The sequence below is a fragment of the Methanosarcina sp. MSH10X1 genome, from assembly GCF_004099695.1.
Taxonomy (GTDB): Archaea; Halobacteriota; Methanosarcinia; order Methanosarcinales; family Methanosarcinaceae; genus Methanosarcina.
In genome coordinates this window covers 1-26658 of sequence record NZ_SCHL01000023.1, presented here as the reverse complement: position 1 = coordinate 26658, position 26658 = coordinate 1, and the positions used below count along the sequence as shown (strand labels likewise).

At 38.4% G+C, this 26658-nt stretch carries 18 protein-coding genes; 8 read left to right on the top strand and 10 right to left on the bottom strand.

From position 1 onward, the window contains the following. Window positions 1-89 precede the first annotated feature (89 nt). From EQO05_RS13590 to EQO05_RS13580, 3 genes are all read right to left on the bottom strand, one after another. Window positions 90-437 (bottom strand): hypothetical protein, encoded by a 348-nt coding sequence (locus tag EQO05_RS13590; protein WP_128507388.1) that lies wholly within the window; start codon window positions 435-437, stop codon window positions 90-92. Window positions 438-807: 370 nt separating this feature from the next. After that, window positions 808-1110, bottom strand: a complete 303-nt coding sequence (locus EQO05_RS13585) for a hypothetical protein (protein WP_128507386.1) — start codon at window positions 1108-1110, stop codon at window positions 808-810. A gap of 463 nt (window positions 1111-1573) precedes the next feature. Next, window positions 1574-1876, bottom strand: coding sequence for a hypothetical protein (locus tag EQO05_RS13580; protein WP_240664707.1), 303 nt, complete (start codon window positions 1874-1876; stop codon window positions 1574-1576). A gap of 1127 nt (window positions 1877-3003) precedes the next feature. Between EQO05_RS13580 and EQO05_RS13575 the strand changes: the two genes are divergently transcribed. Next, window positions 3004-3402, top strand: a complete 399-nt coding sequence (locus EQO05_RS13575; RefSeq protein ID WP_128507384.1) for a cupin domain-containing protein — start codon at window positions 3004-3006, stop codon at window positions 3400-3402. Window positions 3403-3568: 166 nt separating this feature from the next. Here EQO05_RS13575 and EQO05_RS16150 read toward each other — a convergent pair whose 3' ends face one another. Continuing rightward, the gene (locus tag EQO05_RS16150; RefSeq protein ID WP_255420862.1) at window positions 3569-3697 is read right to left on the bottom strand and encodes a hypothetical protein; all 129 of its coding nucleotides are present in this window, start codon (window positions 3695-3697) and stop codon (window positions 3569-3571) included. A gap of 1229 nt (window positions 3698-4926) precedes the next feature. After that, window positions 4927-5637: a DNA alkylation repair protein gene (locus EQO05_RS13570; protein WP_128507383.1), complete on the bottom strand. Its 711-nt coding sequence runs from the start codon at window positions 5635-5637 to the stop codon at window positions 4927-4929. 151 nt (window positions 5638-5788) lie between these two features. On the opposite strand from EQO05_RS13570, the gene EQO05_RS13565 reads away from it, so the two are divergent. Beyond that, on the top strand, window positions 5789-6283 hold the full coding sequence (locus tag EQO05_RS13565) for a GNAT family N-acetyltransferase (RefSeq protein WP_128507381.1): 495 nt from the start codon (window positions 5789-5791) through the stop codon (window positions 6281-6283). A 196-nt stretch (window positions 6284-6479) separates the two neighbouring features. Here the strand turns inward: EQO05_RS13565 and EQO05_RS13560 are convergent, their stop codons facing one another. Next, window positions 6480-6836, bottom strand: a complete 357-nt coding sequence (locus EQO05_RS13560; RefSeq protein WP_128507379.1) for a hypothetical protein — start codon at window positions 6834-6836, stop codon at window positions 6480-6482. Between the two features lie 685 nt (window positions 6837-7521). Here EQO05_RS13560 and EQO05_RS13555 point away from each other — a divergent pair. Then, window positions 7522-8349 carry an ABC transporter ATP-binding protein gene (locus EQO05_RS13555; RefSeq protein ID WP_128507377.1) on the top strand — a complete coding sequence of 276 codons (828 nt, stop codon included), beginning with the start codon at window positions 7522-7524 and terminating at the stop codon, window positions 8347-8349. Between the two features lie 360 nt (window positions 8350-8709). Here EQO05_RS13555 and EQO05_RS13550 read toward each other — a convergent pair whose 3' ends face one another. Continuing rightward, window positions 8710-8934, bottom strand: coding sequence for a hypothetical protein (locus EQO05_RS13550; protein WP_240664706.1), 225 nt, complete (start codon window positions 8932-8934; stop codon window positions 8710-8712). A gap of 638 nt (window positions 8935-9572) precedes the next feature. Here EQO05_RS13550 and EQO05_RS13545 point away from each other — a divergent pair. The 5 genes from EQO05_RS13545 to EQO05_RS13525 are packed head-to-tail and all read left to right on the top strand — an operon-like array spanning window position 9573 to window position 14892. Further along, window positions 9573-10334, top strand: a complete 762-nt coding sequence (locus EQO05_RS13545; protein WP_240664704.1) for a glycosyltransferase family 2 protein — start codon at window positions 9573-9575, stop codon at window positions 10332-10334. Window positions 10335-10371: 37 nt separating this feature from the next. Beyond that, a complete protein-coding gene (locus EQO05_RS13540) occupies window positions 10372-11484 on the top strand; it encodes a DUF354 domain-containing protein (protein WP_128507375.1) in 1113 nt (370 codons plus the stop codon). Continuing rightward, a complete protein-coding gene (gene wecB / locus EQO05_RS13535; protein WP_128507373.1) occupies window positions 11481-12545 on the top strand; it encodes a non-hydrolyzing UDP-N-acetylglucosamine 2-epimerase in 1065 nt (354 codons plus the stop codon). The genes EQO05_RS13540 and wecB overlap by 4 nt, the downstream gene beginning before the upstream one ends. Before the next feature lie 20 nt (window positions 12546-12565). Then, on the top strand, window positions 12566-13768 hold the full coding sequence (locus EQO05_RS13530; RefSeq protein WP_128507371.1) for a hypothetical protein: 1203 nt from the start codon (window positions 12566-12568) through the stop codon (window positions 13766-13768). Beyond that, entirely contained in the window at window positions 13711-14892 is a 1182-nt protein-coding gene (locus EQO05_RS13525; protein WP_240664702.1) for a glycosyltransferase, read from the top strand. The genes EQO05_RS13530 and EQO05_RS13525 overlap by 58 nt, the downstream gene beginning before the upstream one ends. Window positions 14893-15042: 150 nt before the next feature. Here EQO05_RS13525 and EQO05_RS13520 read toward each other — a convergent pair whose 3' ends face one another. From EQO05_RS13520 to EQO05_RS13510, 3 genes are all read right to left on the bottom strand, one after another. Further along, the gene (locus EQO05_RS13520) at window positions 15043-18873 is read right to left on the bottom strand and encodes a LamG domain-containing protein (RefSeq protein ID WP_240664701.1); all 3831 of its coding nucleotides are present in this window, start codon (window positions 18871-18873) and stop codon (window positions 15043-15045) included. Between the two features lie 654 nt (window positions 18874-19527). Beyond that, complete coding sequence (locus EQO05_RS13515; RefSeq protein ID WP_128507364.1) at window positions 19528-24723, bottom strand: PKD domain-containing protein; 5196 nt, start codon at window positions 24721-24723, stop codon at window positions 19528-19530. Window positions 24724-24725: 2 nt separating this feature from the next. Beyond that, a complete protein-coding gene (locus EQO05_RS13510) occupies window positions 24726-26384 on the bottom strand; it encodes a hypothetical protein (RefSeq protein ID WP_128507362.1) in 1659 nt (552 codons plus the stop codon). Between the last annotated feature and the right edge of the window lie 274 nt (window positions 26385-26658).

Here is a 26658-nt window from a genome sequence, read left to right as displayed (position 1 = left end):
TTAAAAATTAATAAATTGAGTCAATATATAATAATGAATAGTCAATAAATAATAGAAGTCAGAAATGAATTATTAATTTTGACCCTTACTCATACAAAATTTTTTATAAATTCTGCAAATAGCATTTTAGATTTTTCGAATCCCCGGTCTATTCCTTCTAAATGGCCTCTGGTATAACGCGGTTTTTCGACAACAGTCGTGTCTAAAAGCATTTCAAATCTATCCTGTAAACTTTTTATCTTCGCATCCCTGTCTTCATTCGAATTACTTGAATTGGAATAAACAAATTTTTCCGCGTTCTCCTCAAAAGCATCCTTGGCTATTTCGAGCCCATGGTTTATTCCTTCTTTATAATCAGAATAAGGTTGCCTGTCCTTGTTCCTCTCAATCAGCTTACTGAACATACCAATTGCATCTTTAGCTTTTTGTTCATCCAATCTACCCTCTCCCAATCTTAAAAACTAAAAAAAATTATCTACGCCGTAAAAGGAAGTTTTAACCCTTGATTAAATTAACATGCTTCCAGATAATTAATTGATATATTATATATATTTTATTTCGAATCGATCAATTCATTTAATTCGTCGAGTGCTATAATAAGAAAGGAGAGATAGAGTGGAAAATTAAAACTGATAGAAAAATAAAGAAATAAAGAGGACGCAAAACATAAAAAGGAATAAATTCGAAAGAATAAAAAACTAGAAACCAAAGGCTAAAAAATCAAAATGGAAAAAAGAATAGAACCGGGTAAAAGCAAAATAAATAGAAAGTGGGAAAGTAGAATAACTCAAAATAAAATATGGAGAGTTACATCTTCCACTTTTTCATCTGCTCTTCACGCCATTTTTCCATTGCTTTCCAGATAGGCAGAGGATCAATGCCATGAACTTTGATATATTCGTCTCGCATATACTCATTCATATTTCCGTCTACGAAGCGTAAGGTAGCCTGATCGGGCTGTAGCCTTGCCCCTGCCGGTATTGCTGCAGGGTTTATGCAGACGTCTGCGCAATAACGCCAGTCTTCCCCGCCACTTTTTGATTCTATCCTGAACGGCTTTCCGCAATTCGGACAGACCCCAAACATTGTCTGATCTTCTTTCTCGTCCATAAATTCCCCCCTTATGAATGAAAAAATTCGGATTTATCCAGATGTGCACAGGAGATTATATATTCCATTTTATATATTCATTTTGTTTAGCTTTCGATTCTTCTTGGAATTGTTCCTACTTTCAAATCTTTATAAGTAGACTGGACTTTCCTGCCAGAAGAATTCAAATCTTTATTTTAAAGGATCTTGCCTGTGGATCGGTTTCAGCCGTATAATTTTCTGGACTAAATAACTTTGTATCGAACTAAATAACTTTATACTTAATGTTTTCTTTCTTTTTTCACCTTTATAGGTTCAAAAGCACGACAATTTGAACCCTTTTTAACATCAGAGGTTTCAGGCTCGCTAAAATGGTGGATTATTAAAATTGACAAAAAAGCATAGAGGGTTTGTATTCATAAAAGTGGAGCTTTTAAACTACATAAAAAGAACAGAGCTTCCGGGCTCAAGAAGCTCTAGACTTTTATGTGTTCATCGGGAAAAATGATTCCTTTATAAATTCTTTAAATATTTTTTTAGATCTTTCGAATCCGGTGTGTACCCCATCCAAGCGCTCCTCCGAGCAGTTAGGCGTTTTTGACAGGGTGATCCCGTCTAAAAACTGGTTAAAGTCATTTTCCAGGATTCTTACCCCTTCAACCTGATCATCATCCGGGAAGGATAAAGAAAGTTTTTCCAGATTCTCCTCGAAACTGCACTTGGCGAGATCCAGGCCTTTGTTAACCCCTTCCTTAAAATCTGAATAGGCCTGATAATCTTTATTCATTTCAATACAGATATTGAATTTTCGAACCAGAGTTTTCATTTTTCGTGTATCCAAACTTCTCACATCCTTTTTTAATTAATATTGTTTTTGAAATAATTTTCCAGGTTGTGGATTCTAGCGTTTCAAATCTGTAAAACGCTAAGCTGTGAACTATAGATATAAGTTATCAAGAAAAAATTAAATCAGATATTTTATCATTTCCCATGATAAAAAAGCATGGCATTAAAATAAATTATTATAAATAAAAATAGTATGCACAAGTATATTAAGTTTATTGTAAAAAAAATTAAAGCTATTAAATTTTCAGCTCGTATTTCATTTTTCGTTAATCTTAAAATTTAATTTGCATTGGGATTTATACTGGTTTACATTCTGGTTTGCATCCGGTTTCACTTAAAGTTGGTATAAATATAAGGGCAATATTCCGTGCTTGTTCCCATACTTTCTTATCCTGTTTATCTTCATCTCCACAGTCATCTGGCTTTTATACTCATTTAACCTATTAGTCTCTTTTTAGTGCAGTTTTTTCCTACCCGACAGCTGGTATATAGCCCGGTCCAATGAACCTATAAAGGGAATTCTCTGTCCGTACTTAGAACTCTGCCATGTGAAGAACTTATAGACAAAGAATAACATTATAACAGATATACTTGAGATAAATAAGGTACATATTGACATCTGAACTTCAATCGGTGACATTTTACCTACTCCTTTTTATTTTTCTGCGGCATCAAGCTCACATAATCATAACATCATCTTTTAAGGGTTTCGATACGATTCAATTTCTCTTAAATTACTGCTTTTTTACAGGGAGCGTTGTAAAGAAGTTTAATTTTAATTTCAATTTTAACGGAATCCATTTTTTGATTTGAAATTGCCTTAAAAAGTTTTATTAGTAATTCTACTTTATAAATATTAACTTTATTATTCATCAGCCGATTATTTTCGCTCTTTTTTTCGCTTCTGCCTATTTTTATGTTCTCGGAACAGTTTCAATTTTGATTTAACTGTTCCGATTTCTGATATTATTAAAGCTTTAGGATTTGAGAGTTGAAGATCCCTATATTTAGTTAAGTTGAAACAGTTATCGAGTAACTTTATATACCAGTATCCATGAATTAAAACGTATGAAAGGATACCATATCAATATCGAAGACGCCACTCTGGAAAATGACAATTTCCGTAAGGTGCTTTACACCTCAAAGTACAGCCAGCTAGTACTCATGAGCCTCAGGCCCGGGGAAGATATCGGGATGGAAGTGCATGAGGAAAACGACCAGTTTTTCCGTTTTGAAGCCGGGCAGGGCAAGTGCGTCATCGACGGCAACGAATACGAACTCAGTGACGGAATAGCAATAGTTGTGCCAGCCGGCGCGCAGCACAATATTATCAACACTTCGGAAACAGAAGAACTGAAAATGTATACGATCTATTCGCCGGCACATCACAAAGACGGAATCGTGCGCGCCACGAAAGAAGAAGCCGAAGCCAATGAAGCCGAATTCGACGGAGTGACTACGGAATAAACCTGAAAAATAAAAAGAAGGTTATTTCAGTTAAAAACGTGCTACAATATATTACGGATAATAGATCAAAAATTAATATGTGAAATAAAAAACGTTCATTTTTATTTTTTGAGGGCAGGCATTGAACCGCGCGACAACAGATCTGTGCGGTGTTCAAACTTTTGTCTTAATGGGTCTTGCTCATAATCTTTATTTCCTCTCGCGAACTCGTGAAATAATCAGTAAATTCCTTTTTGTTTACAGGGCGTGAGAGATAGGCTGCTGCAGTACTCTCACCTGGCCCCGGATCACCCATTACTGCTTTTCGTCTTATCAATTCTGGTCGCTTTTCTAGTCGTATATAAATATAGAAAGACCCCAACAATTGACATTACTTCTAAAATTGTGAAATAGATCATTTGTGAGCTGTCACCAGAATTATAATTATGCCAGATGAATAGAAGGTAACCGAAGCAGTAGATCACGTTGGCATAAAATGCTTTATTGATCATGACCATATAAGACGCTATTATATTCGGAATTATTATCCAAATATTTTCTATCATTTTCCCATCCGTGTTTATTATTGAAGCTCGTAAAAGCTCTAGTTTTTGCATTATTATAAAAAGCTTAAATTAAGCTCCCCTTCCATCTTGTGCCTAAAAATGCAGGAGCAAATTAATAACTCAATTGGAATAAAAATAAAAGTAACCAGTATATTAAGTTTGTTGAGAGAAGTTTTGAAGTTATATGGTTTTTAGTAACTTTTATGGAACTGTAAATTGAGTAGGGATAATGTTTCAATCCTTGTTTTAATGGAGCTTGCTTTTTAATTCGGCCAGGTGAGGCTTGTGCAGGCAGAGACGATTACTTTCAACCCTTATTTTAATGAACTTTGCTAGCCAATAAACAATACGGAGATGTATTAACCAATTGCCTAAAAAGTTTCCAATAGATAGATTACAGGTAATTCTAGAAAAATTGCACTGATTTAATCTGGGAAAAGTATGTAAAAATTTACTTTTCTGAGATTAACTAGAAAATACTTTTCTTGATCGGATAACACTCTCAATAGCCCGTTCTCTTACCTTTTCCCTGCTCATTCACATTTTATCTCATTAAATGGAAAATAGGGATACCTGACAACCTGCCTAGTAGAAAAGGGCTATTTAAAGAACCCGGTCGGGGAGAACGATGCTATTAAAAGTTACTTAAATGTTAAGTTCGTATCATAACTGGATAAATAGAACAAAATACTTGTGAAGAGATCCTTCTAATTGTAACCTAGGGAAAAATATGTAAGTGAAGTAAAGTTCCTGCAGAATTCAGTTGCAGGCAAAGATACAGGAATTAAAAGGGAACATCCGGGAGTAAGGAACGAAGATACAGTATGGGGGTACTGTGTCGGGAAAGTTTCTTACTCCCCACTACCACTGACTTTTTCTGATATTTGTCTCTCTTTAAGTGCTACTCGTTATCCGTGTAACATTATCTAATCTTTCAGGTTTCCTGTAAAGCTTCCGTTGCCTGGTTCAAGTTTTCCGGTCATTTCTCCATAGCTCTGGCTCTCAAATCCGGAGGCATCTTCTCGATTGCATACCTGAGTGCGGTCCTGGGCATCTCTTTTTTGTTTTTCATGACGTATTCGAAGACTTCCTGCCGGTGGGGTTTGCTGGCTTCTTTGAGCATCCAGCCGTAGCCTTTCTGCACCAGATCGTCCCGGTCTCTGAGCAGGATGTTGGAAATTTCAAAAACCTCGTTCAAGAAATTGCCTTTTCGGGCAGGCAGGATAAGGGTCACTGCCGCCGCCCGTCGGACCCATCTGTTGTCCGATCTGGCCCAGACTTTGAGGTTCTCCACATACGCCGGAAATTTCTCGATAAAAGAGCCCACGGCATGGTTGCAGAGGGTGTCACACTTCGCCCAGTTGTTAACGTAATTTTCAATCCAGCGTTCAAAGGTAAAGAAGTCGGTCTCAGAGTAATTCTCTCTCACCAGGTAAGCCCACTCGGCTGCGATAAAAGCTTCCTCGCAGTAATCGGACCTGAAAAGTTCTTCGCACAGGGCAAAGACTGTTTTCCGATCTTCGGACTCGATTTCTTTAAAATAATCTTTCGCAATTTTTCCCACAAGCGCAGACCTTACCCCATAGCAGTGTACTTCTTCTTTAAAAAATCGGGAAAAACTGGCTCTGGTTTTCTCGTCCACATTCAGGGTCAGGTCTTCTCTGATCCTGGATACGATATTGGGTTCCACAATCCTTTATTTAATTATAGGTGTACTTATATTTTATTTATATATTATCTGGATCTTTTTTTAACTTTCCTTCAGAAGATAAAACAGAAAAGAAAAGAAATAAAAACCGGGCCTGAAAACGTTTTTCATAGGGAAGATTCAATCTCTGTTTATGCCTGAAGTAAAAATCCGCCCTCAGGAACTCTTTGATGCCGAACGCTTCATTGAGATAATTTCACATACAGACCTTGAATTCATTGAGTTTCCCATAAAAACGCTTGAAGAAGAAAGGTATTTTCTGCAGCTTAATGAAGCCAAGAGAAGGGCTAATTTTGAACACAACTACTCTGTTCTTTATTACGGAAAACTTGTCGGAGCCTGCGGGATCAGGATCGACCAGCACAGGCCCTGGATAGGAGAAATCGGGTACTTCATTGACAGGAACTATCAGGGAAAGGGCATTGCAACCGAGGCTGTGAAACAGCTTGAAAAGCTCGGGTTTGAGATGCTGGATTTACAGCGAATCATCATTCTTATGGATACCCGGAATCTTGCAAGCGAGCGTGTGGCCCGGAAATGCGGGTACCAGAAAGAATGCACTATGAAAAAAGTCCACAGGGTAGGGGAAGATTATTACGACTGCTTCCTTTATGCAAAAACCAGGTAAGAAAGAAAAGCTGGAGTAAAGAGAAAATCAGTTGGCAGGAAGAAAAAATTCAGAGCCCCTGTCAAGACAGAGAGGCCCAGATGGTATAAGAAGAAAATTAGACCGCCCGGAAAAGAGGTTCAGATAAATAATAAAGATGATTCATACCAGCCTGGGAAAAAGAAGAAAAACAGGCAGTTGTATGAGCCTGATAAAATCAGATAAGCCCGAGAACCTGTAAAAGGCTATTCCCGTACCAGACAACCATAAGATTATTCACGGTTACAAAGACACCTACAGATTCAATAATATGTTTTGTAAGAGCCCATCTTTCCGCTGAAGCTTTTATCATGGGTGCTATGTAAAAAAGCAGGAAGATAAACCCTATCTTAACAAGTAACAGGTGGTAAATCCCGTAATTTTCCAGAATCATGGCAGGAACCGGATTATACTCCATGCCCTGAGGCAGGGCGTAAACCGTAGAGGCCCAGTCTCCGATTACATAGAAAAGAATGATAAAGCGTATCTCGTAGAGGTAGGAACTGAATGAACCTCGAGTATTGCAAACTTCCAACAAAGAACCCCCAGAATCCCCCGTTATCCAGTAGAAGCAAAACTATGTTAAAAGATTATATAAACGCCAGAAACAAATACAAGAAACTAAAATAGAGACTAATAATTTTCAGAAAGGTGTTATTAAGAAATTAAATAAGAAAGAGGATTTGAGAAAGCCCTTAAAAGGACACAATGGAATTAAAAAACTCAAAAAGAATATGAGTCAACTATATTTATTTTTATGATTCAATCTTTAGAAATGATTTATAGAATAAGCTGGAATGTCCATAAAACGGGACAGATTAATTATAATTATATGTTTTATTATTATTAATCCGGGGTAGTTTCAGGGAATTCTTCAACAAATTAACCAATTTTTTGAGCCAGTCTTTGAAAATCAATAGAATAGATCTTCGAGAGTTTTCCATGTTTCTTACTCACGGTTAGATATACTGTTTGTTTCAGGTTATATTCGTAAGTATATTCGTGGTTATATTCGTAATTATATTCGTGGTCATGTTACCGGCTACATTCACAGCTATATTCAAAATTATTACCTCCGATTAATTTCTTTGCTTATAATCTCTTCATGAGTTAAATGTAAATCTTTATATTGGAACTACAGGTTTGTTTGCTAATAGAAAAACCGAGTGTAATCTTAGATTTCGAGTATTTATAAGATATTAACCCAGATTTTCGGATAGATGGTAAAAATGGCTCAGAATATGCACCTTCCAGGGAAGACTGATTCCCCTTCCCTACTGGAACTAAAAAACGTAACCGTTGTCAGGGGCGGGAGAAAAATCCTTGACTCTATCTCCCTATCTATCGAGCAGGGGGAGCATGTTGCAATTATCGGGCCTAACGGCTCCGGCAAATCTTCCCTTATCAAGACCTTTACAAAGGAATATCATCCCCTTGCAGCAGCCGACGGGCTTGTTCTTAATATCATGGGCAAAGCGACCTGGCACGTTTTTGAGCTCAGGAAATTACTCGGGATAGTATCCGGGGATCTTCAGCATATATACTGCCGCCAGGTCAGCGTGCTCGAGGTCGTACTCTCAGGATTTTTCAGCAGCATAGGAATTTACTACAACCATAAAATTACCCCTGAAATGGAAGCCAGATCAAGGGAAGTACTTGCCTTTCTTGAAATTTCCCACCTTGCAGACAGGCTCATGTCCGAACTCTCTTCGGGAGAAGCCAGAAGGGTACTTATAGGCAGAGCCCTTGTGCACAACCCGCAAGCCCTTATTTTAGACGAGCCTGCAAATAGCCTTGACCTTAAAGCCCTTCACGGTTTCCGCGAGAGTGTTAGGAAAATCGCAGGTTCGGGAAAAAATATTATTCTGGTTACTCATACCCTTGAAGACATAATTCCCGAAATCAACCGTGTGATCCTTATAAAGGACGGAAGAATTTTCATGGACGGGAAAAAACAGGAAATCCTGACCGATGCAAACCTTTCCGAACTTTTTTCTCTTCCGGTTGAAGTTGTGGAGAAGAAAGGTTACTATCAGGCCCTGATTTGAAGAACCGTTTCATAATTAAAAACAAGAATTTGCCAAAAAAGGAAAGTGTTAACCATTATTGAATAATATAAAATATTGACTCTATAGGAATTTTCTAACTTCCATTTTTACTTAAAGTTTTATAAAAATATGATTGTAAAAGTGCCCTTTCTTCCTTATCTAAAAAAAATAAGAAGCAATCTATACTATCATCAGATAAAGGCTTTGTAGAATTCTTAATTTAATGCAGACTATTTTATCGTTTTTTTGTTTATATTTTATTATACACTATCAGTTTGATTTTTATTTGTAGACTGTATTTTCATGTTATCCATAAACATTTGGGCGGTTGATCTTAGAAAGGATATTAGGGAATCTAAATTAGATAACTTCTGTAGCTTTAAAAATGATAATCCCAATAAAATTAAGAATTAAAGGAATGATTGCAATATTAAAAGAACAGTTAATATCTCTGTTCCATTTTTGAGTTGCAGCTAGGACTTCCATAAGAGATAGAAGTATCAAAAGCCCGGCAATAACGATGTTCCAGTACTCGGGAAGACCGGGAGTTGCGGAAATGATAGGTGAGATAACACTTGTTAGCATAAAGATTCCTGTGAGCAATGACAATGGTTGCTTCAATACTGCAAGAAACTAGTGATCCATTAATACTTCAAGTAAACTAGTGATCCATTATTACTCTAATAACAGATCATTGATGTAAGATATAACAAATTATAAAAGCTTTTCTCTTTATAGACTGGTTTTATTATTTTTACGAAAAATATATAACTATGCAGTTTAAATTGTTTTTTACAAAAAATTGTTTAATTATTTAACATAGGCATAATTATTTTCATAAGGTGCATGAGAGTCTGGTTCTTTTTTTGAACTACCCAAAACTAAAAACTTAGGGGTTTCCTGCTTCTTTCTCCTGACTACTGCCAGCAGTTCAATAGATTTTGCCGCAAAAACAGGTTTCTCAGGCTATTCAGTCCTATACAGAATTTTATTTCAGTGAGCTCTGGCACAATTCAATATTTTTACTAGAAAAGATTTCTATCTCCGAACTTATTTATTTTTTTTAAATTTCACCGCCGTAATATTAGTCTAGTTTGATATTCTAACATCATTGATGAAATGTTATCTTATTGGAATTTCTATCTAATTATATTTCAATAAATTGAAAGGATTAAATATCGTATTCTGTATCTTTCACTTGAGAGTCAAATTGGGGTGTGAATATGAGAGGAGAGTCGAATATTATTGACAAACCTGAGTGTGTAACTTTGAATGATTATCCACACAAAATGCAGACAGCTATCAAACAAATTTCAGTGATTCTTCCTGCTTATAACGAAGAAATTTCCATAGGAAGCATGGTTCACCTTACAAGATTATACGCAGACAAAGTGATTGTTGTTGATGATGGCAGTTCGGACCGGACAGCGGACGTTGCCAGGAAAGCCGGAGCCGAGGTCATTGTCCACGAAGTGAACAAAGGAAAAGGAAGGGCTCTCAAAACTGGCTTTGAAACCGCACTCACTATGGGTGCTGATATAATTGTGACAATGGATTCTGATGGCCAGCATAATCCTGCCGAGATCCCAAGACTGGTGGCTCCTATTGTCGAAGGCGAGGCTGAAATGGTCAACGGCAGCCGATACCTGTATGGTCTGGAAAAGAACACGCCTGCATACCGTCGAATAGGCCAGACCATCCTGGACAGGTTTACCAACATACAATCAGGTCTCAAGATCACGGATTCACAGAGTGGTTTTCGCGCCTTTGCCGCTTCAACAATTGAAAAATTTCGCTTCAATGCGCAGGGCATGGCAATAGAAAGCGAAATGCTTACGGATGCTGGAAATGCCGGCCTCCGACTAAAAGAAGTTGAAATCGGAGTCCGTTACGATGTTGACGGCTCTACCAAAAAACCGGTTTCTCATGGCCTTGAGGTCCTAGCAGCGATTTTGAAAGATATGATCTCGAAGAAACATATTTAAATATAAATTTTGGGAGCAAAATGCAGGGGGTATACTTTTGAAAATTGCATTTTTTATAAATACGCCAGCACATGTTCACTTATATAAGAATGTTATAAAATCTTTAGAACGTAGCGGGCATCAAGCCATTATTTTGGCAAGAAATTATGGAGATACAGTCCACCTATTAGATGAGATGGGTTTTGAGTATTTTGTATACGCCAATGTACCTGATTCAAAATATGGAAAAATCTTAGATCTACCCTTCAATGTGCTAACAGCATATCATTTTCTCCGGAAGAAAAAGCCGGATCTGTTAGTTGGAATGGGAGTTTACTCAGCGTATACATCACAGTTGCTACGTAAAAGATGCATAATTTTTAACGATTCAGAACCTACACCTTTTCAGTTCATGCTCTTTAAGCCTTTTGTAGATGTAGTTCTCACTCCTTCGTCGTTTACTATAGACCTGGGTCCAAAGCACATCAAATTTAATAGCTTTAAAGAAATTGCCTATTTACATAAAAATTATTTTGTACCGGATGTAAAAATTTATGATTTCCTTGGAATAAGTCAGGATGAAGATTACGTACTTTTACGCTTCAATGCATTTGACGCCGTACATGATTTTGGAATAAATGGGTTTTCCATTGATCAAAAAAGGTTCCTGGTTAATGAACTGAGCAAGCATGCACGTGTGTTTATCTCGTCTGAAATAAAATTGCCAGATGATTTTAACAGGTATTTGCTGAAAATCCCGAAATCTCGCATTCACGATATCTTATATTATGCCAAACTTGTTGTGGCTGACACCCAGACAATTACTACCGAGTCTGCAGTCCTGGGAACCCCAGTTGTCAGATTCAACTCTTTTGTAGGCAAGAGAGATATGGGCAATTTCATTGAACTTGAGAACAAGTACAATCTTATTTTCAGCTTCAATGCTCCTGAAAAAGCCATTGAGAAAGCAGTAGAACTTATTCAGCAACCTGATCTGAAAAACAAATGGAAAGAAAGAAGAGATAAGCTCCTGGCTGACAAGATCGATGCTACCAAATTTCTGGCTTCCTTCATTGGCAATTATCCAGATAGTCTAAACAAAATAAAAGAACAGAAAAAATATTCTAAAAGAGATGGCAATTCCATCACCCTGCAGGGTGATCTATTATGAAAATCGCAAGTGTTGTAGGCGTTAGACCTCAGTTCGTGAAAGCTTCTGTGGTTTCAAGAGAATTAAGAAAAACTAACGAAGAATGCTTGATTCACACTGGCCAGCATTATGACTATGAGATGAACAAGGTATTCTTTGAGGAACTCTGCATTCCTGAGCCTGACTACTATCTTGGTGTGGGTTCAGGCTCACATGGTCAGCAAACTGGAGAAATGCTTCGAAAACTAGAAGAGGTCCTTAAAATTGAACAACCGGACCTTGTGCTGACTTATGGAGACACAAACTCGACACTTGCAGGAGCTCTGGCAGCATCAAAGCTTGGAATAAAAAACGCCCATGTCGAATCCGGATTAAGGAGTTTTGACAGGTCTATGCCCGAAGAAATCAACCGCGTTTTGACAGACCATTGCTCAGACATCTTGTTTTGCCCAACTCAGAATGCCGTTGACAACCTGAAAGAAGAAGGAATCACTAAAAATGTGTATTTAACCGGCGATGTTATGGTTGATTCTCTTCTTCTCAATAAGGAGATTGCAGAAACCCAATCCTCAATCTTAAAGGATCTTAACCTGAAGAACAGGGATTATCTGGTTGCTACCATCCACCGAGCAAGTAATACTGATAATATCGGGAACCTTCGAAATATTATTGAGGCTTTTCAAGAACTGGACGGAAATATCATTTTCCCCGTTCATCCACGAACTGAAAAATTGCTAAGGAGCTACGGCTTATATGAGAGCTTACGCTCCTCTGTTACGTTAACAAAACCTCTGGGATTCTTTGATTTCATAAAACTCATGAATCATGCTAAGATGATTCTGACCGACTCCGGAGGCGTTCAGAAAGAAGCATATATTTTGAAAGTCCCGTGTGTAACACTCAGGGAGAACACAGAGTGGATTGAGACCATTAGAGATGGATGGAATGTACTAGTTGGTTCCAATAAAGATAAGATTGTAGAAGCAGTGAATGAATTTATGCCTTTGGCCCAGGAACACCGGAACAGATTCGGGGAAGGAAATGCAAGCAGCAGGATAGCTGCAACAATTAATGCGTTATAAGTTAAACTGGGGGATAACTTATGGCCTTCGATATACTTGTAGATAATTCCATGAGATCGCTTTATAACTGGGTAAAGAGCGAAGAGTACTATGGATGGGACCCTTATGATGCACTGAACAGTGAAATAGTAAACAAATTCTGTTCGAACTCTCAGCTACTTGAGATACTAGTAACTCAATTGAATAAGTACTCCATCTTAAACATCAGGCCAATTATGGGTATTGAAAAAGGGCTAGACGTAAAAGGGATATCCCTTTTTGCCCAATCATTTTCAAAAATCTATTCTTTGACAAATGATCAGCGCTATAAAGAAGATTTATTTGAGTGTATCAACCTTTTAAAAAGCAAGTCTCTCAAACAAACGTATGGGTCTGATTGCTGGGCAGGACACTATTTTAATTACAGGGGATTTGATGGAAGCATACTAGCTCCGGATATACCTGATGTTATCACAACGTCAAATGTGATCAAAACAATGGTTGATAGTTACATAATTTTTAAGGACAAGGAGTTAAAAGATATCGGAAAAAGCGCCTACGATTTCTTAATAGAATATTTGCTGGGAGAAACCGATGATGGTTATTATTACCTGAAGTACGATGTCTTAAGTGAAAATAAAATAGTAATAAACGCTTCTGCCGAAGGTCTTACCGCTATGTGCAGGTTAATGCATCTATTTGACGATGCTGAGATAAGAAAGATAGCTTCTAAACTTTCTGAATTTATAATACATACCCAGGATGCAGATGGTTGCTGGATCTACAGTAAATATAAAAGTGGAAAGATAAGGCGTCAAACGGATTTCCATCAAGGTTTTATAATAGATTCTCTGGTCGAGTACCTTCCTTTTGCTGAGCCGAGAGAACGGGACCAGCTAACAGACTCAATTAAGAGAGGTGTAAATTTTTACAGGAAAAAACAGTTTTTAGATAATGGTAGGTGCTATTACCGATATCCCAAACTGTACCCTATAGATATACATAATCAAGCCCAGGGGATAATTACGTTTAGTAAGTTAAGTACATTTGATCCAGAATTCCTTGAATTTGCAAAAAAGATTCTGGAATGGACAATCTCTAATATGCAGGGTAATTCTGGATATTTCTTCTATCAGAAAAGCCGAGTTTTCACAAACAGAATTCCCTATATGAGATGGGGAGCAGCTTGGATGATGCTGTCAATGGCAACATATTTGGAAAAAGCGGGGGTGGCAAAATGGTAAAAGTTTTAATGTGTGGATCTGTAGCTTCTTCAGGTGGGGTTTCTACACATACCAAGAACTTAATTGAAAATTTGTCTGTTGAGGAGAACGAAATATTATTATATAATTACTACACAAACAAAGCTCACTCAAAAAACACGAACTTTGAGAAGGTCTATCGGCGCACTTTTGGATTATTCTTAGAGATAATATCCAATCGAAAAAAATACGAGATAATCCATGATCAAACATCGGGAGGAATCTTCAGCTTCGTTTCCTCCGTTACGGCATCCATAGCATCAAAGATTGTAGATAAGAAGTTAATTGTTACATTTCATCACTCAAGAACAGAAGAATTCGTGAAAAAGTATAAACTTTTTTTTAACTTTGTTTTAAAAAACGTAGACACGATGATTTTAGTTTCAAATAGACAGAGAGAATTTATCTCAAAGACTTTCCCACAATACTCTGACAAATTAGTTGTAATTCCAAACGGCTACGATTCAGCTATCTTTTTCCCAAGGAATACTGATGAATGCCGGTCTACGCTGAAAGTACCTATGAATAAAAAGGTTATCTTTAACATATCAAACCTAATTGATATAAAAGGTCATAAGTATCTTATTGAAGCAATTGGCAATATTGCAAAAACCAGATCCGATATTTACTGTATTATTGCAGGGAAAGGCTATCTGTCAGAAACTCTAGAGCAACAAATTAAAAATTCCAAACTTGAGGATTATGTAAAACTTGTAGGATGGATTCCTGACAACGAGATTCCAATCTATATAAACGCAAGTGATTTCTTTGTCCTTCCAAGTCTGGGTGAGGGAAATCCCATTGTCATGTTTGAAGCAATCGGGTGTGGAAAACCGTTTATAGGGACGAAAGTCGGGGGAATTCCTGAAATAATAGCCTCAGAAGAGTATGGCTTACTGTGTGAGCCTGCAAGTTCAGCAGAACTGGAAAAGACTATATTATTAGCCTTAGATAAGAATTGGAATAGTTCTAGAATTAAAAAATATGCTGAAACTTTTACCTGGAAAAATATCGCCAAAACAACTAAATCCGCATATGAGCAAAAGCTTCTTAAGAAAAACAAGACGTATTCTCCAGGAATAAACTATCTAGCTGATTTAAAGTAAACTACCACTGAGTCTTTAGCACAGTGATTTTGCATTTTGTTTATAAACCTTTCTTAATGAAGGGCCGTATCCAGCCTTTGAAAAGGCTGGAATTAGCCCTTATTTGCTCCTATCGATTATTTTTCAGTCAATGCGAAGTAGTGAAAGATTTTACTTTCTCTTACATAGGAGCGCGCCAAAGAGACAAACCATACTGCAGGCTATTCCAAAGCCAGGTATGCTCTGTATTTCTTTCTGCTCAGTTTGTTTCCCTTTATTCGACATATTATGTTGATTAATCACCTCGTTCCCTAACTCTGAATCTATTTTCTCTTCATTACCTTCGTTTATCGTTTTATTCCCCGACTCTGACTTTATTTCCTTTCCAATATTTCCAGTTGAACTCGATGATTGGGTAGAGTTAGGTTCCAATATTTTTAGCTTTACCGGATTATCTTTTTTAGTACCTGAAGAACTCTTAGAAGGAGCTTTACTTACAACATTTATCGAGACACTGCTGGAAGCTGTAGTATAGTTAGTCACATCAGCCGGAGTAAACGCAACTTGTAAAGTGTGAGTCCCTTCACTAAGAACCATTCCTGCTTCTGGTGTATAAACAAAAGATCCAGGCACAGATGCAACTGCGTTCAGTTGAGCTTCACCCAGGGGAGTGCCAGATGAAATATCAGCGGGGTTACTCCAGGTTATCAAAGGTAAAGCTTTATTCACGGTTAATGAAACACCGCCTGAAGCCGTGGTGTAGTTTGTTAAGTCAGAAGGAGTGAATGTAGCCTGTAATGCGTGAACACCAGCTCCCAGAATCGCTCCCGAAGCTGGAGTATAGACAAAACTACCGGGTACTGAAGCCAATGCGTTTAATTGAATGCTGCTTAAGGCTGTACCATAAGTTATGTCAGCAGGCTTGCTCCAGGTAATTGAAGGAGTTATACTGTGACTAGTTGCAATCAGTGTAACATCCTTTGATACACTCTTGTAATTTGCGGTATCAGCAGGTGTGAAATCAACATGTAATGTGTGAGTGCCTACACTCAGTACAGTTCCTGCTGCCGGAGTATAGGCAAAAGTACCAGCTACAGTATCTCCAGTTACAGGATCAGTTGCTACAGCGTTTAGCTGAGTGACGCTTAAGGCTACTCCACTTGTTATAGCAGCAGGGTTCCAGGTTATCACAGGTGTAGCTTTATCTACGGTTAACGAAACACTACGTGTAGCCGTGTTATAGTGTGCGGAATCAGTAGGCGTGAAAGTGGTCTGTAAGGTATGAGTACCAGCTCTTGGAATAGTTCCAGAAGCAGGGTTATATATAAAACTACCAGGAACGGAAGCTTTTGCATTTAACTGAGTGCTGCTTAAAGCTGTTCCATAGGTTATAGCAGCAGGGTTACTCCAGGTAATTGTAGGAGTTGCCTTTGTATTTGTATATCCATTATGTCTCCAAAGATCATTCTCGTAATTTTGCCTAACTTCATCTGAGGACAGTGACCTGTTATAGAGTCTAAATGTATACATGCTACAATTGCTGTAATTTAAATCGTAGCCAGAGCCTATTGTGATATTCTGAGCACCTCCTACTATCGGAGAATTCCAGGTGCTAGAGCCTGAATCTACACCATTGATATAAGTATGGGCAATGTTTTTATCGTAAGTTACAACGATATGATACACCTGACCGGCAACAAGACCAGTTGTTGATTCGTAGGATTTCCACCCGGCACTCGTGGCTGCAGCAAAGCGAGCACGGTTGTAAGGAGAGGCAGCAGAAGAGCCCAAATACCAATCACTTACATACCTATTGTGCTTGCTTACAATTGCTCCATACTTCTTGAAATTATTAATTGACCCGATGAACTCAATAGTCAATGGACTGGAAATGTTAGTCTGTGCACTATTAGGAACGTCGATCTTACTATTGACACCGTTGAGGTTTATGTATTTAGCACCAGTTATTGGGTTCGTTCCCTGAGTTACACTCGTGGCATAGCCGATGTTATTGTTTCCGCTGAGATCCACCAGGGAGTTTCCTGATAAATTGCCATCATAATAAACGACCAGACCTGGTGTCCGTGGCGCAGTTGGTTTTACAGTAATTGTGACTTCCTTTGATGCTGTAGTATATTTTGCAGAATCAACAGGTGTGAAATCAGCATGCAATGTGTGTGTACCTACATTTAATACAGTTCCTGCTGCTGGAGTATAGACAAAAGTACCAGTTACAGTATTTCCAGTTACAGGATCAATTGCAGCAGCATTTAACTGAGTGCTACTCAAAGCTGTTCCATTGATTATGTCAGCAGGAGTATTCCAGGTAATTGTAGGAGGCACCTTGGTTGTAACATTAATTGTAACATCCTTTGAAGCACTGGTATATTTTGCAGTATCAATAGGTGTGAAATTAACATGTAATGTGTGAGTGCCTAAACTCAATACAGTTCCTGCTGCTGGAGTATAGACAAAAGTACCAGCTACAGTATCTCCAGTTACAGGATCAGTTGCAACGGCGTTTAATTGAGTGATGCTTAAGGCTGTTCCATTGATTATGTCAGCAGGAGTATTCCAGGTAATTGTAGGAGTTGAGTTATTTGTATTTCCATTATACCTCCAATGGTCATACTCATAATTCTTTAAGACCTCATCCTGGGTAAGTGACCTGTTATAGAGTCTGAATGTGTACATGCTACAATTGCTGTAATTTAAATCGTAGCCAGAGCCTATTGTGATATTCTGAGCACCTCCTACTATCGGGGAATTCCAGGTGCTAGAGCCTGAATCTACACCATTGATATAAGTATGGGCAATGTTTTTATCGTAAGTTACTACGATATGACATACCTGTCCGGCAACAAGACCAGTTGTTGATTCGTAGGATTTCCACCCGGCACTCGTGGCTGCAGCAAAGCGAGCACGGTTGTAAGGAGAGGCAGCAGAAGAGCCCAAATACCAATCACTTACATACCTATTGTGCTTGCTTACAATTGCTCCATACTTCTTGAAATTATTAATTGACCCAATGAACTCAATAGTTACAGGACTGGAAATATTAGTCTGTGCACTATTAGGAATGTCGATCTTACTATTGACACCGTTAAGGTTTATATAACTTTTACCAGTTGTTTGGTTTGTCCCTTGAGTTACATTAGTAGCAAATCCGGTGTTACTGTTTCCGCTGAGATCCACCAGGGAGTTTCCTGATAAATTGCCATCATAATAAACGACCAGGCCATTTCTTAGCAGGTCTCCTCCTAAAACATTGATTGTGACTTCCTTTGATACTGTAGTATAGTTTGCAGAATCAGCAGGTGTGAAATCAGCATGCAATGTGTATGTACCTACATTTAATACAGTTCCTGCTGCTGGAGTATAGACAAAAGTACCATTTACAGTATTTCCAGTTACAGGATCAATTGCAGCAGCATTTAACTGAGTGCTACTCAAAGCTGTTCCATTGATTATGTCAGCAGGATCACTCCAGGTAATTGAAGGAGTCACAAAGGCAGGTAATACATTTATCTCACCTGAAATTGCATCAGGAATTGTATCTTCCGTATAAGGATAAGAGCTATAGTCATAATCGTAAAAAGATCCTTCCGATATGTTTAGATCTGCAGTGCCTGCCTTTTTTCCGGTTATAGTAATGTTTCCTAGCACGACATTAGTGTTGCCGGCAACAGTTTCATTTGTAAGATCTATGGCTTTTATCCAAACCGAATTTGAGGGAACTGTGGAGGTTTCTGGTAGAAAAGTCCAACCAGGGAATGAAACCGCAGTTATTTCCGCAATCTCTGGATCTAAAATAGAAATTGTGAGGTTGAAGCCTGACATTCCGTAGGGAAGTTCATCCATTACAATCTGGATATTCTGGGAAGTACCAATGTCCGTTTGAACTGTCTGAGGATCAAAATAAATGGTATTTGCTGCAGACGCACATGGTATCCCTAGTCCAAAAAAGATTAGAAAAATTAAAATTTTATACAACTTATTCATTTGTTCTATCTCCTTAAACCGTGACACAAAGTATTACTAAATTATCAAAGTTGATTAAATTATTATAAAATTAAAAAAGCAACAGTAGCATTTATTTTACTCAGTGCATGCTACAAGGTGTGTTACGAAGTTTTGTATGAGATCTTGTAAAGTTTTGTCTCCTGTATCTTTATATAAACATTTTATATACGTTTTTATCTCTGTTTAAACAAGATATCCCCTATAACCAGATTCGTCTCCTATCTTTTCTTGATATTTTTGACTTGTCAGAAAGTAACAATACTAATAATAAAACATTCAGACTATTTAAATTTTTTTCTTATGAAATGGGTGGTAGAAATAGATAATAAGACTCTGAGAACCGAACTCGAAGAAATCAAGAAGTTTTTTGACAGCAAGATATAACTAAGGAATGAAACAAACCGCAGCTATTTTCACAATTTCTGAATTTAAAAAGGAAATTATGATGTTTGAATCCTAACATTCAGTCAGGAACTTCATCCATCATATTCCAGACATTCTGGAAAGTACCAATGTCCATCTAAATTGTTTGAGGATCAAACAACTGATGTTTTATACCAATGCACATGATATTCCCAGTCCAAAAACTAGGAGGACTGAAATCTATACAGCTTATTCATATTTTCGGCCCCCTTAAATCATTTTATAAAGAATTATAATATCATCAAAGTCGATTAAGCTGTTTCTGTCATAATCAAAGAAAGCAACAAGATTATTTTCTTTTATCCAATCCATGCTTTCATACAATACTATGACATCATCGAAATCTACTATTTCGTTTCCAATGATATCCTCATAGAGGCCATCGTTGTCCAAATCTTTTGGTGGATTAGTGCAATTGGGCAGAGTAGGTACTGCCTTTGCGGTTATATTCATTGATTTGGTACTTGAACCTGCACCATTAACTGAAGTCAGACTTACTGTATAGTTTCCTGCTACAGAATAAATATGCGTTACATTCTGGCTGGTTGAAGTGTTTCCATCTCCAAAGTCCCAATTCCATCCATTTGGACTGTTACTCGATGTGTCGTTAAACTGAACCATCAACGATCCAGTTTGCTTCGCAGTAAAATTCGCTTTAGGAGGAACTCCTACATTTGTTAAAGTGTATGTTCCATTTCCAACACTCCTGAACTTAATGCCATCAGATGTTCGTTCGAATGGTATCGACACACCATTACAATCCAGATGCGAAGGAGAAATTACAGTCTGTAAATTCAGATTAACTGGATATCCACCAGTCGTATTCAGCTGGAATTTCATACTATTCTCATCAGACTGCAGGATGTCAGTGGTGGCAGTTTGTGCCATTGAGCTATAGTACCATTCCGAGAAACCAACCAGGTTGATACCTTTCGAATTCAGGTTGGTCACAAAAGTCTTGAAAAACTCTGGATCGATTGAGTAGTCTTTTCTCGCTGGGTAATAATCTGTCTCATGTGTGAAACATGGACAAATTGCACCGTGCTCTGAACTTACTGACCACCAGGGCCAAGTTTCATTCCAGAGGGTATCTACACTGGAAACGAAACCCATACCCATCATACCATTTCTATACAGAGCCCCATACTTGTTGTATATATAGTTCGCATGTGTTACGTTATCTTTATTCTCATGGCAACTCCATGAAACAGGCGTCGAACCAAAGGTCGATTTCGCAAGCGCCATGTCCGAATCTATTATTGTTTTGGCTTGCTCGAAAGATACCGTTGCGAGTCCAGGATAGGAGTGCATACCTTCCTCAAACCCGTTGGCAAACAGACTGTTATCATACGCTACATCGTCAGAGTTTTTCAGATTATCCTCCGAGACGTAAACAGTCGCAGTTTGATTGCGAGATATTAAGAAATCTGTACCGTTCTTGTTATTTGCGACAGACGGATAGTCCAGACCAAATCCCATTATGTCGTCTCGTGCATATGGCGTAATAGTATCTCTCGGGATTGACTGTGTAATGTTGTAGAGGTGCACATTAACCCAATCTTCGTCTTTACCCGACGCATAACCGTCTATAAAGATCAGAGGCTGAATTACGTTTGTGTATTGCAGTTTTCGAGTTGTTCCAGTTCTATAGGGGGTGGTCATATTCAGTTCAGGCCCAGCAGTAATAACATTCGTACGGTTTGAATCGTAACTGTGGATACTAACCGTAACTCTATTGTTAATAACTGAACTTGCAGGAATCTGGAGACTAGAACTTTCTGAATAACTACTGCTATTATCAGGCATCCAGTAAGACTTTACCTCATAACTACCATTTAAAGCGTGTTTGACCTCCAAGAAAGCAACTGAAGTACGTAGGTTCCCATATGACCTTGGTGAACTCGAGTCCACTCCCATTGTAAACGTCAAGTTTTCGTTAACAGTGGGGTACGCACCTGTTATGTAAGTTTCCCCACCATCATTGTGCCAGCGAATGGAGTCAACAGAACCCAATGTCGAGTTGTATGTCAGACTAACGTTTGATGTAGTTGTATAATCTTTGCTAGCCGTGTAAATGTTGTCTGGAACATCACTTAATTTACTTGCGTCGAATGTCCAGAGTTGCAACTCATCTTTGTTAACATTGATTGTAGCCAATGCCGAACCTGTGCCATTTGCATTGCTTGCAGTCAAATTAACAGTATAGAGTCCTGAGAAGTTATATACATGAACTGGATTTACTTCTGCAGAGCTACTTCCGTCTCCAAAGTCCCAGTATAATGAGGTTGCGTTTTCTGACAGGTCAGTAAACCGGACAGTTAGAGGAGCAGGACCACTGGTCACATCGGCTGTAAAGTTTGCAATAGGCCCTGGCTTTCTTGTAACATTGATTTGAACATCTGCTGATGCTACTTCATAGGTTACAGTATCAGTAGGTGTGAAATTAACATGTAATGTATATGTGCCTACACTCAATACAGTTCCTGCTGCTGGAGTATAGACAAAAGTACCATTTACAGTATTTCCAGTCATAGAATCAATTGCAGCAGCATTTAACTGAGTGCTACTCAAGGCTGTTCCATTGATTATGTCAGCAGGAGTATTCCAGGTAATTAGAGTTGATTGCTTGGTTCTATTTGTCAAATCATAGTAGTTCTGCTTAATTTCATCATGGGATAGTGACCGATTATAGAGTCTAAATGTGTACATACTACAGTTACCATGGGTTAAGTCGTAACCAAAACCTATGGTGATATTTTTATCATTACCTACTGCAGGTGAATTCCACGTACGAGCATCAACTGGATCCCCCACACCGTTAATATAAATCTGGGAAGTGTTGTTGTCGTAAGTTGTTACAATATGATAGAGTTGTCCAGCAGTAAGGTTAACTTTTGAGTTGTATGCTTTTGATATAGTACCGTTTTCCTTGACTACACTAAAACGAGTTTGATTGTAATAAGGTTCCTCAGGCGAACAACTCAGATACCAACCACTTGATCTGTTATACTTGCTCACAAGTGCTCCATATCTCGTGAAATTATTAATTGAGCCATAGAACTCAATCGTCACAGGACTGGAGATGTTAGTCTGTGCATTATTAGGAATGTCGATCTTGCTATTGACACCGTTCAGGTCTATATATTTTGCACCAGTTGATTGATTTATCCCCGGAGTTACACTCGTAGCATAGCCGGTATTACCGTTTCCGCTGAGATCCACCAGGAAATTTCCTGAGAAACTACCATCGTAATAAACAACCAGACCTGGTGTAGTTTGGTTTACAGTAATTAGATTTGATTTTGTCGAAATATTGTAACCGTTGGCATTACTTGCATTCAAACTCACTGTATAGGTTCCTTCTACAGAATAGGTATGCACTGGATTCTGCTCAGTCGAACTATTCCCATCTCCAAAGTTCCAGGACAAAGCAGTTGCATTTTCTGACAGATTAGTAAACCGGACAGTTAGAGGAGCAGGACCACTGGTCACATTGGCATCAAAGTTTGCAATAGGTCCTGGATTTCCGGAAACATTAATTGTGACTTCCTTTGAAGTTGTAGTATATTTTGCAGCATCAGCAGGTGTAAAGTCAACATGCAAGATATGAGTACCTACCTCCAGCACAGTGCCTGCTGCTGGAGTATAAGTAAAGTTACCAGGCACTGAAGCATTAGCATTTAACTGAGCACTGTTTAATGCTGTTCCGTAGGGAATATCAGCAGGAGTATTCCAGGTAATCATAGGAGTCATTGTAGTATTATCATTATAAAATACAACTTGATAGTTCCCAGAATCAAGAACATATAAAGTGTCGTTGACTATATCCAGTGCAGTCGGGTAACTGAGCCCGGTATATTTATTCAAATAATTAAAGTTGCTGTCATACTCAAGCACCCTGCCGTTGAAGTAATCAGCCACATAAATATTTCCAGCTGAATCGTTTGCAACTGCTATAGAGCTATTAAATTGAGTATCATCAGTTCCTTTGCTACCTAAGCTTGATATGTAATTCCCGTTTAAATCAAATTTCTGTATCCTGCAATTTCCCATATCAGCAACGTATACATAACTTCCACTTACCGTAATTCCAGTCGGCGAGTCAAGATTTTCGTTACCAGATCCTAATGTACCCCAGCTTGTAACGTGCCTGCCTGAAGAATCTAATTTTTGAATCCTGTTATTATTCATGTCTGAAACGTAGATGTTCCCTGAGGAATCTAATGCAACCCCAGCAGGAACTCTAAAAGTCCCGTTTTCCGTTCCAGTGCTGCCCCAGGTGTTTAAAAGAGTTCCATTGGAATTAAGTTTCTGTACTGAGTCGTTTACAGTCGCGTAAATGTTTCCAGCTGGATCAATTGCAATATCTCTAGCTGGTATATTGAACTGGGTGAGATACGCGCCATTTCTACTGAATTTTTGTACTCTGTTATCAAGCTCAGCTACATAAATATTGCCAGAATTATCAGCAGCAATCCCACTCATGCCGTAAAATTGTGCACTCTTATTGCCGAATGAGCCCCAATGGTGCTGATCTGGAGGTTGATCTGGGGGTCGATGAGAGGCAATACAGACACGATAATTCCCAGAATCAAGAACATATAAATTGTCATTGGCTTTAACCAGTGCCGTCGGGTAACTAAGCCCGGTATATTCATTTAAATAATTAAAGTTGCTGTCATACTCAAGCACCCTGCCGTTGTAGTAATCAGCCACGTAAATGTTTTTAGATAAATCGCTTGCAACAGCTATAGAACCATTAAATTGAGTATTGCCAGTTCCTTTGCTACCTAAGCTTGATACATAATTCCCGTTTAAATCAAATTTCTGTATTCTATAATTGCCCGTATCAGCAACGTATATATAGTCTCCATTTACAACGATTCCAGCTGGCGATTTGAAATTTCCGTTACCAGATCCTAATGTACCCCAGCTTATAACGTACCTGCCTGAAGGGTCTAGTTTTTGAATCCTGTTATTCTCCATATCTGAAACGTATATATTCCCAGAGGAGTCTAATGCAATTCCAGTAGGGAACTTAAAATACCCATTTTCCGTTCCAGTGCTACCCCAGGTGTTTAAGAGAGTTCCATTGGAATTAAACTTCTGTATTGAGTCATTTACAGTCGCGTAAATGTTTCCAGCTGAATCAATTGCAATACTTCTAGCCGGGATATCGAATTGGGTGAGATATGTACCGTCTAGGCTGAATTTTTGTACCCGGCTATCAAGCTCAGCTACATAGATATTGCCAGAAATGTCAGTAGCAACGCCACTCATACCGTAAAATTGTCCGCTCTCATTTCCAATTGAACCCCAACTCTGTGAAGATGAAGATTGAGCAGAGGCGACTGAAATAACAGAAAGAGCACCAAGTAATGCTAATATAGCTATTAATTTCTTCATCTTCAGGCCTCCAGTGTAATAGTATGCGTACCAGTCAGCAGATCCATCCAGAAAATCGTATCTCCTTTATTGGGTTTTGTATTACTCAGGGGCACACCATCAAGTTTCGGCGTGTAAGCTCCTTTAACTCTCATAGAAAAGCCATCTAATGTGTCGGGATTATGATTCACAACAGTGTAAGTATTTACCCCTGTGCATCTCACCTCTACATTGCTTGCAGCAATCCAGTAATCAATGTACTCGGATGCTGTTGGATTCCAGAGCTTACCATCTCGTTTTTGGTCTGATATATTTGTCAAAAAACTGTCAAAAGTTTCATTAATCATATACGACGGCTGGCTCCGGACATAATAGTAATTGGGTGCTGAAGAATTATCAGGCCAATAATCGTGCCATATACTTACCCCGTAAGTTGAAAGCATGTGATCAACTGTACTATTAGTATAGTAGGTAAGCCCTAATCCCTTTCCTGTAGCACATGTTTTCCATTGATAGACAGGAGTACCGTTTGGAAGTGCGAGATTTGTATTTTGCCAAACAATATCAGCAGGCAACCCAACTGAACTATTCTTAGATGTACTGAGTCCTTTTGCATCATCGGGTTTTGCATCAATAAAAGACCAAGCATATGTGATACCTTGATCCTGAAGCAAATCCATAATATAATACTGGCTACTAGTAGGATCCCATCCCAGGCTCTTGAGTTGAGAGTTTCTGGCACCACTAGCCAGACCATGATCTATCCAATCCCTGCACGAATAATTTTCTTCTTCAACGTACCAGGGTAGATAAGTTTCTACCATTTTACGGTCAGGAGTGTTGTTATTTACTATTGCGGAGAGACTATGCGGTGTAATCTCGAAACCGTGATCATACATATCGTCAACCACAGATTTCAACTCGGGACTATCAAGTCCCTCCCCACCGTATGATGAAACCGCAAACACCGACCAAGTTGCTTTAAGATTATGCCCGATAAAGCCCTTTGTCCCGTAAGTAGGATCACTTGTATTATTGGTTCCATACATAATAGTCCGTAGAGAATCGTGATCTGTATAGTCCGCATGTTCCGTAAAAATTAAAGCCCCCAAATATCCAGAAGGAACAGACATAGGAGTTAACTCAGGTGAAGAAAGTGGAAGGTCTAATGAACTGGCTCTAGTAGTGTTACTATTCCTGGTTTGATAATATGAATATGCTTCTTTACCTGTTTCGTTATACAGTACATTGCATTGAATTTTTGCGTTGTCTGTGTACAGTATAACGTTATTTCCACCAGCATCATTTTGACTAATAGTGTTTAAGCCGTCTCCATAGAACTCATATGCACTGCCACCGTTTATAGGCACGCCGTCTTGGGTAGTCCGAGTTTGATTTAAATACGTAACTGAATGATTGAGATTAAAAGAGTCATTGGATAACAAGCAGGTATTTTTGATACTACGATTCTCTCCTTTGTATGTTAAAACAGCACTTGAGCCAGGAGCATAATAGTTTTTCCATCGAATGCCATTAATAGTAGATCCTACCAGTGAACAGTTAGTCAATGAACTGCTATCATGGTTCTGGAAAAATGGCGTTCCTATGGAGCTATTAATACTCAAATCTTTATTTAATACATTTAAACCATAATCAGATTGCTGAATTGCATATGACCCCATATACCGAGGTAACCCACCGTCGCCATACACCCGTCTTTTAATTATTGTTGTATCATTAACTGGAACATATGTTACATTCTCGTAATTCTGCTTAATTTCATCCTGGGATAGCGACCGGTTATAGAGTCTAAAAGTGTACATACTACAGTTACCTGGGGTTAAATCGTAGCCAGAGCATATGGTAATGTTTTTATCATTCCCCACTGCAGGTGAATTCCATGCACGAGTGTCCGCTGGATTCCCCACACCATTAATATAGATCTGAGAAGTGTTG